Genomic DNA, 6,926 nt, shown 5'->3' with positions numbered 1-6,926 from the left:
GGCGAAAGGGTGATCGTCTTGGCGTGGCGGCCGGCATAGCGGGCCGCTGCACCACACCCACACGCAAGCTGCGGGCCGGCGTGGTCGGATTCGTCGGCGTTGAGGCGCCCCTCCACCGCGCGACAGGCGACCCCGAGCGCCTGTCGGCGTACCGCCGTCTCGATCGCCTCGAAGTCGATCCCCTCGGCCGTGCCCGGACCGATCAGCGCGTCGACCTCGGCTTCGATCTCGGCAACGAAGGCGCTTTTGAAGCCCCCTTTTTGGCCGCCGAGGGTTCGGCCGCCTGGGGGGCTTTAAGCTGATCGTTACACAGTTTTTCGCTGACATCGACCAACTCACGGATCAGGCGACGAAACCGACGATATGCTGTAATCTGCTCCAGGGTCTGCGACACCGCCGCGGCCGGGATAATCTTGGTCCGGGTCTTGCCCTCCACCGCATGGGTCAAGGACCAGCTGGGGCCATGCCCTCGCTCGCCCTGACCCGCACATCGGCAGGAGGGCTTGCCACACTTGCGATAGCGCGCCACCAGAGAGCCGGGCCGCATATCCCCTACGGAGACGAGTTGCGCCCGCAGTGCATCACGTTGCCTTGAGAGTGCATCAATCGGCGGAGTAGATGGTCCCATGGGGCCTCCTTTCTGACAGTTAATAAGACTGTCAGAATTATACCCCAAGCCCGCGCCCACTGCAACTCCCTAAGCAGCCTCACTTTTATGTCGTGCACCCCTCCCGCAGATGCGCCTTGATCTCGCACCAGCGGCGCGCTAGAGTACCGTCTGAGAAGTCAGCTCCTCGCGCGCGTAAAAGCCAAAGACTACCCAGGTCACCCCATCAACGGCAATTGGTCAGGCCTATGTGTAGGTGCCTTCGCAACATTGGTCTCGTCGGGATTTCGCTTGCTATCGCCGGCGTTCTTTGGGGATGCTCAGTTGGCCATCTGAGCAGGTCAAAAACCGGCGCCCTACTGCCCGCACCATGGTCCACCCACAGCCCAGGACTTCCCTACTACGTCGCCACCACCGGCAGCGACGCGAACCCCGGTACTGACGCTCTACCCTTCCGCACGATCTCACACGGCGTCAGCGTGCTGACACCAGGGGATACGCTCTACATCATGAGCGGCACCTACGCCGAGGCGCTGATTCACTCAATCCCGCCAGGGACGTCTTGGGACAGCCCCGTCACGGTGGCCGCCGCGCCAGGCCACACCGTGACCCTCAAGCCCGATCCTGGGGCCGAATTTGTCCTCCTCTTCCAGGGTACTCAGCAGTACATCATCATTGATGGGCTGATCCTCGACGGCACTAATGTAGGCTACGATGTTATAAAAATCACTTGGTCGGTGTCTGGTGATCCAACAACTTCAGCTCATCATATCCGAATTAAAAACAGTGAAGTTCGAAATGCTACTCTATACAATGCCGGAGCGCACAAACAAGGGGTGTTAATAGCAGGAGTTGGTGTTGATTGGAATGAATTCATTAACCTCAACGTCCATCATAATGGTCTGACCTCTTATGACCACGGCTTCTACATCCAGTCCAGTCACAATGTAGTGGAACACTGCTCAGTCCACCACAACGCAGGCTACGGCGTGCATCTCTACAATGGGTATGACCGGCGAACCGACAGTAATATTGTGAGAAACAACGCGGTCTTCACCAATGGCTGGCGAGGAATCCTCCTCGGTTCAGGCGATGGGAACGTCGCGTACAATAATGTTGTTTGGGGTAATAGGGGAGGCATCCGCGTCAACTTTAGTAGCCCCACGAACAGTAAGGTCTACAACAATACAACATACAATAATACGGACTATGGCATCTTAGTGGAGTCTGGTACCGGAGCTATAGTGCAGAACAACATTGCCTACATGAATGGCACTCCAGAGATTCAGGATAGCGGGACCGGCTCCGTCATTGACCGCAATCTCGTAGGCATCGACCCGCAGTTCGTCAATGCGGCAGCGGCCGATTTTCGCCTCCAACCAGGTAGTCTGGCGATTGATGCCGGCATTGCCGTCAGCCTAGTGACTACGGACATTGCGGGTACTCTGCGCCCGCAGGGGAGAGGCGACGATATTGGGGCCTTTGAATTCGCCAATCCTTCGCCATGAACCAAGAGTGAACCAGCGACAGAATCACAGATAGGGGACGAGACATGGTGATCACGACTGCCGCGGTGGATACTTCCGAACAGCCAGACGCCTAAGTACATGCCTGCGCACTCGCTGGACAATCCGATGTAGCACTCTAACTCCGCTAAAGAAACGCCGGATCTTACTCCTCTGATCGCATGGGACACTCGCGATACCAGCGGGGGCATTGGGGGGGGCGCTAAAATCCGAGTTAACGCTCTTTCCGCCCTGATCAACCCATTCCGCGAAGCGTCTGAAACAGGCCAACCACACCCAGATCTGATGGGGCCTGTAGCCATAGATCCAGTGGCTTCCTACAGCCCCCTGAACGAGGTGGCTCAACTCTCGGATTCTATTTGGGTCAAACAGACATGTTTCGGCAAACCATTCGGGGTCGATGTACGCCTGGAGTTTCTTAAAGAGCGGTCCGCTTGTCCAGGCAGCGTATTCAGCAAAGTTCGGCAATAAGCCGGCTCGTGCACCCATCGTTCTACCGCGTAACGCTCGGTTGGTTCGGGCCCATGGCAGTCTCGCTAATCTCTTGTCAAGTTGCTCCAGCGCCTCCTCGTAGATATAGTCCGTCCGACGTGCCGGATGAATTGACCACATATAGGCGTAGACCTTCGGGTGCGTGAACATCTGGTATACTGTGCAGTAATGATTGATGATGCTCATAGCATGCGCGATCATGCCACGCATATACTGTCCATGCATTTCATGCTCTAACACTACATAGCCTGGCTGTCCAGGTGCACGATCATGTAAAGCTGTAATATCCGCCAATACGCCCTCAGAGGCAAGAGCAGCGACCTCGGGGCTGAGTAATCCTAGGAAATTTGCTGGATGCAAGCCATCGAGTTCCAGAACATGGCGGCCGCTAAACTCCGCTCGCCCTACGGAATCGCCGTAACTGCCGGCTAATACAAGGGCGCCTCTAGAGACATTCTTGAACCAGGTCATCCGATGCAAGTGCTCTGGCGCGACAAGGCAGCCGAGCAGCAGCGCAGTGGCCTCAATGTTCTGAGCAACATCTTCGGGTACGATAGCAATGTGCTCCCAATGAAAATTAAGAAGATCTGCAACTGCTCGAGCATATACAACATCGCGTGACTTCTCCAGCCCCCAGGTCAGCGCAATTGGCTTAGATTGCAGTCTACCTTCACGATATAACTTCGCGACAACACCTGCGATGATTCGACTATCCAACCCACCAGACAGGAGCAAGTAAATCTCATTGCGTTCCCGACACACATCCAACGCTTCTTCGCAGAGTAAGGAGACCAAATTAGCGGCGATTTCCGAATATGGCGGCCACAACGTGTCATGCGGCGGGATCCTCTCGAGGCGAACCCTTCCGTCGTCCTCGATATGCGACAGCCACGGCCTGCGCCGAATCTCACGCACCAGTGTACGATCACCACAAACGTAGCCGAACGACAGGAGGGACAAAATAGCGGCAGGATCCCATGTTAATCGTCTATCGCATCCGGCAAGAGCATCGCTGTAGGATCTGTGCCAAATGCCAGTTGGGTCCTGATAGAGCGGAGGTTGAAACAGATGTAAACTCGTCGCTTCGTCTCGCCGACTTGACTTCTCTGGACCTCTAATAGATCTCATGGGCGTCGGTTTCTCTGTGGCTCCATTAGGTATCAGTCACAGATGGACTAGCGGTACTTTACACGGCTCGGCAGACCACGAAGAAACCGTTGAGACTCAGATCTTCGTCAGTCATCTCGAGAAAGGGAGAGCGTAGTCTCGATCGGATGGACTGGACCTCCGATAAACTGAGCATTTTCGTCGGTTCGAATTTTTCGATAACAAACCGGTTCTTTTCAAGCGCAGCTCTGTGCTGTGGCCAACGGCATCGGTTGACGCGGCTGATATTCGATGACATCAGGCGCCACAAACCCTCGCTGTAAGTAAGAAATTGCAAAGGGTGAAGCTCTATGCTGGAGTGGTTATGGAGATCTACCTTATGAATCATTCGGCCGCCGTCACGGATCAGCTTCCTACAGCAAGCGTACGTTTCTTCGATATCGTACACATGCTCGAGCACCGCTCTGGAAATGATGTAGTCAAATCGAACCTCTCCGAGTGCGGCCACTGCCTCCTCGATGGGGACATCCGGTAAATAGCGAATGGCATCTCCGACAATGCCGTAATTGTTACCGAGGCAACGATTCATTCTTTCCTTGGCAAGCGGGGGTGCGGCCTCCACTAACGCGGCCAGGATGGCATATTCTTTGTCCGGATCACGATAGGTAAAGAATCTGTCGATGCAGACGACCTGCTTTACCCCTAGACCGACCATCATCAAGGCCACGCCAAGGGAATCCCCTGGTCCAATCTCAAGGATATCTTTCTCTTCGAAGGCCTGTTTCTCGATGCTACCAAATTTGAAATAGTCCTCGAATACGGTGACCACATAGGCCACGCTTTCTGTGACTCCCTTGTGAAGGTGAGTAACGCCATCGAGATTGTAGGTCCCGAGGCGAAGGCGATGTCGAAGCCCCCAGTAGACATTTTTGAAGATTCGGACCAGAGGAATAACGCCGGGAAGAGCCGCAAGGCGTTTCTTTATGGACTTGTCATGGACTTGGTTCATCTAGACCATCACGGAGCGTTTGATAACTTCCGCCTGCAATCGCTAAACCTTACTGTATCTCCGGCCGAACTATTCGAGCCAAGCCTTAACTTTCATCTTATCATGTCATGTCAGCCGATCGCATAAGGCATCAGGAATCGCACGGCACGCTCGACATCGCGTTCCCCGATCCGCGAGTGCATCGGAAAATTCACCACCTCCCGCGCCGCCCACTCGCCCTCGGGACACATTCCGTCCCGCCACCCAAGAATTGCGACATTGGCCCCCTTGGGGTGAAGGGGATGGTCAAACCAGTCTCCCAGTTCGATGTGGAGTCGACACGCCTCGGCAAGAACTCGCTCCTTATTCGCTACCCGGACCGGGTAGCGAAGCAATATCGGGTCGGCGTATGCTGGTATTCGGAAGATCGGTAGACCAGCTCCCACAAGGGCATCATCATACAGACGCTTCAGCCTCCGCCGATGGTCTAGCACGCGGCTTAGATTCGCGATCTTCCTCCTAGCAACCCATTTCTGAAGGCCGGACATCCGCTTAGCATAATCGATGGGCATGACACCTGCCAGTTCACCTTCGGTTGAGGAGCCCACGAACAGGCCGGTCCGTGCTAACAGTCGGTAGCTTCTCAAGGCCATCCAGTAAAGCGACGGCCACACCAGCGCATGGTACGCAAGAAGCTGTACCGCCAACCTCGCGACTTCCTGTGTGGCGGGGGCAACACACTCAACCGCATGGAATTTTCGAATCCGCTCCGCCACCTCCGGATTACTCGCGACGGCCCATCCTCCCAGGCCCGTCGTCAACGGCTTTGACCACTGTCCACTGAAGAAGCCTGCATCCCCTAGCGTCCCGACCTCTCGCCACTCCCCAGCAACATCCCGATAGCGACTGCCCACGGCATGAGCGCAGTCCTCGACAACTGCAATGCCACGCTCCCCCGCCCACTGGACAACCGCTGCAGTATCAGCCGGAAGCCCGTATGTGTGCTGGAGCACAACGGCCTTGACGCTTCCTTCAGCATCCGCTTGGACCGTTGCCTCAAGTTGCCTAATCGAGATGTTGTATGTCTCGGGATCAATATCCACGTAGAGCGGACTCGCACCCAAGAAATGAACTGCCGCTGGAACGACTACACACGTGTAACCGGGCACTAACACGATATCCCCACGCCGTACCCCCATGGCCTTCAAGATGGCATAAAGAGCTACCCGTCCCTTCCAAAATGTGCACACATCTGAACCAACGGCGGCATCACAAGTATCCTTTAACCATGAGAACGCCTCAATTTCCATAGCGCCACACCCTAGCGAGCGTCGTGATTCCCCACAGCGAGCCGAGGCCGTAGCTCAAATGCAGCACGAGGAATACAACCGGCAGCAGCACCCGCAAACTCGCATGTCTCCCCTTGGAGCTTCCCAGAGCAGCGGTCATTGCGCTCACGAGGTAGGCCACAACGATGGCTCCAAACAACCATACGAAGGTGGGGAATTCAAGTGCCAAGCCGCCACTGCCTACCAGCCCAGCCACGAAGCCGAGCGGCAAGAAATGTCGCCAAGAGAGCGACCATCCTGTCAGAGCGATGGTGTAGATGTTCCACTGACCATTCTGAAAGTTTTGCTTCCACAGTCCCCAGAGGCCGACGCGGCAGTAGTAGTACGAGTATATCTCTGGCGTAAGAAAAATCTTTCCGCCAGCCCCTCGTAAGCGCGAGTTGAATTCAATGTCCTGGTTACGGACTAGTCGTTCATCAAACATTCCAACATGGTCAAACACCTCTCTTCTATAACAACCAAACGGAACCGTATCAACCCATCTGGGCTCTTTCACTCCGATCCTAAAGCATGCATTGCCTACGCCAAACGGATTAGATAGGGCAAGTGCAATGGCCTCGGCCACAAGCGTCTGCCTGGCCGGCACGGTAATCCAGACCCCTCCGACGTTGTCCGCGTGGGTCCTTTCAAGCCACCCAACGAGCCCCGAAACATAACTAGGTGGATACGTACTATGGGCGTCCATTCGCATAATGATTTCGCCTGTTGCGTTAGCAATCCCGATATTAAGTCGTTTTGACAACGCAAAAGGGACCCACCGTGATAAAGCAAAAGGAACCCACCTCTGTTCAGTGATAGTCGGGCCTGTGGGAAGCATGGGAAAGCCGGAGGCTTTTCCATGCTGCGGTCGAAATCCG

General features: G+C 55.4%; 6 protein-coding genes. 1 reads left to right on the top strand and 5 read right to left on the bottom strand.

Going from position 1 to position 6,926, the window contains the following annotated elements; translation table 11 throughout:
- Positions 1 to 202: 202 nt before the first annotated feature.
- Positions 203 to 628, bottom strand: coding sequence for a DUF6788 family protein (locus CLG94_RS13110; RefSeq protein WP_133174698.1), 426 nt, complete (start codon positions 626 to 628; stop codon positions 203 to 205).
- A 488-nt stretch (positions 629 to 1,116) separates the two neighbouring features.
- On the opposite strand from CLG94_RS13110, the gene CLG94_RS12450 reads away from it, so the two are divergent.
- Entirely contained in the window at positions 1,117 to 2,115 is a 999-nt protein-coding gene (locus tag CLG94_RS12450) for a right-handed parallel beta-helix repeat-containing protein (RefSeq protein WP_161954179.1), read from the top strand.
- Positions 2,116 to 2,166: 51 nt separating this feature from the next.
- Here the strand turns inward: CLG94_RS12450 and CLG94_RS12445 are convergent, their stop codons facing one another.
- The 4 genes from CLG94_RS12445 to CLG94_RS12430 all read right to left on the bottom strand — a co-directional run bounded on the left by CLG94_RS12445 (position 2,167) and on the right by CLG94_RS12430 (position 6,886).
- Entirely contained in the window at positions 2,167 to 3,540 is a 1,374-nt protein-coding gene (locus tag CLG94_RS12445) for an asparagine synthase-related protein (RefSeq protein WP_161954178.1), read from the bottom strand.
- Between the two features lie 271 nt (positions 3,541 to 3,811).
- On the bottom strand, positions 3,812 to 4,741 hold the full coding sequence (locus CLG94_RS12440) for a class I SAM-dependent methyltransferase (RefSeq protein ID WP_107564003.1): 930 nt from the start codon (positions 4,739 to 4,741) through the stop codon (positions 3,812 to 3,814).
- 110 nt (positions 4,742 to 4,851) lie between these two features.
- Positions 4,852 to 6,030, bottom strand: a complete 1,179-nt coding sequence (locus CLG94_RS12435) for a DegT/DnrJ/EryC1/StrS family aminotransferase (RefSeq protein WP_107564002.1) — start codon at positions 6,028 to 6,030, stop codon at positions 4,852 to 4,854.
- Positions 6,020 to 6,886, bottom strand: a complete 867-nt coding sequence (locus tag CLG94_RS12430) for a glycosyltransferase family 2 protein (RefSeq protein ID WP_107564001.1) — start codon at positions 6,884 to 6,886, stop codon at positions 6,020 to 6,022. Before CLG94_RS12430 ends, CLG94_RS12435 begins: the two co-directional genes overlap by 11 nt.
- Between the last annotated feature and the right edge of the window lie 40 nt (positions 6,887 to 6,926).

It is taken from the genome of Candidatus Methylomirabilis limnetica (genome assembly GCF_003044035.1).
Taxonomy (GTDB): domain Bacteria; phylum Methylomirabilota; class Methylomirabilia; order Methylomirabilales; family Methylomirabilaceae; genus Methylomirabilis; species Methylomirabilis limnetica.
This window is presented reverse-complemented; position numbering and strand designations above follow the sequence as displayed.

Bases quoted from the DNA above. Each gene is read 5' to 3' on its own strand.
- CLG94_RS13110 (WP_133174698.1), bottom strand. From the start codon at position 628: ATGGGACCATCTACTCCGCCGATTGATGCACTCTCAAGGCAACGTGAT.
- CLG94_RS12450 (WP_161954179.1), top strand. From the start codon at position 1,117: ATGAGCGGCACCTACGCCGAGGCGCTGATTCACTCAATCCCGCCAGGG.
- CLG94_RS12440 (WP_107564003.1), bottom strand. From the start codon at position 4,741: ATGAACCAAGTCCATGACAAGTCCATAAAGAAACGCCTTGCGGCTCTT.
- CLG94_RS12435 (WP_107564002.1), bottom strand. From the start codon at position 6,030: ATGGAAATTGAGGCGTTCTCATGGTTAAAGGATACTTGTGATGCCGCC.
- CLG94_RS12430 (WP_107564001.1), bottom strand. From the start codon at position 6,886: ATGCTTCCCACAGGCCCGACTATCACTGAACAGAGGTGGGTTCCTTTT.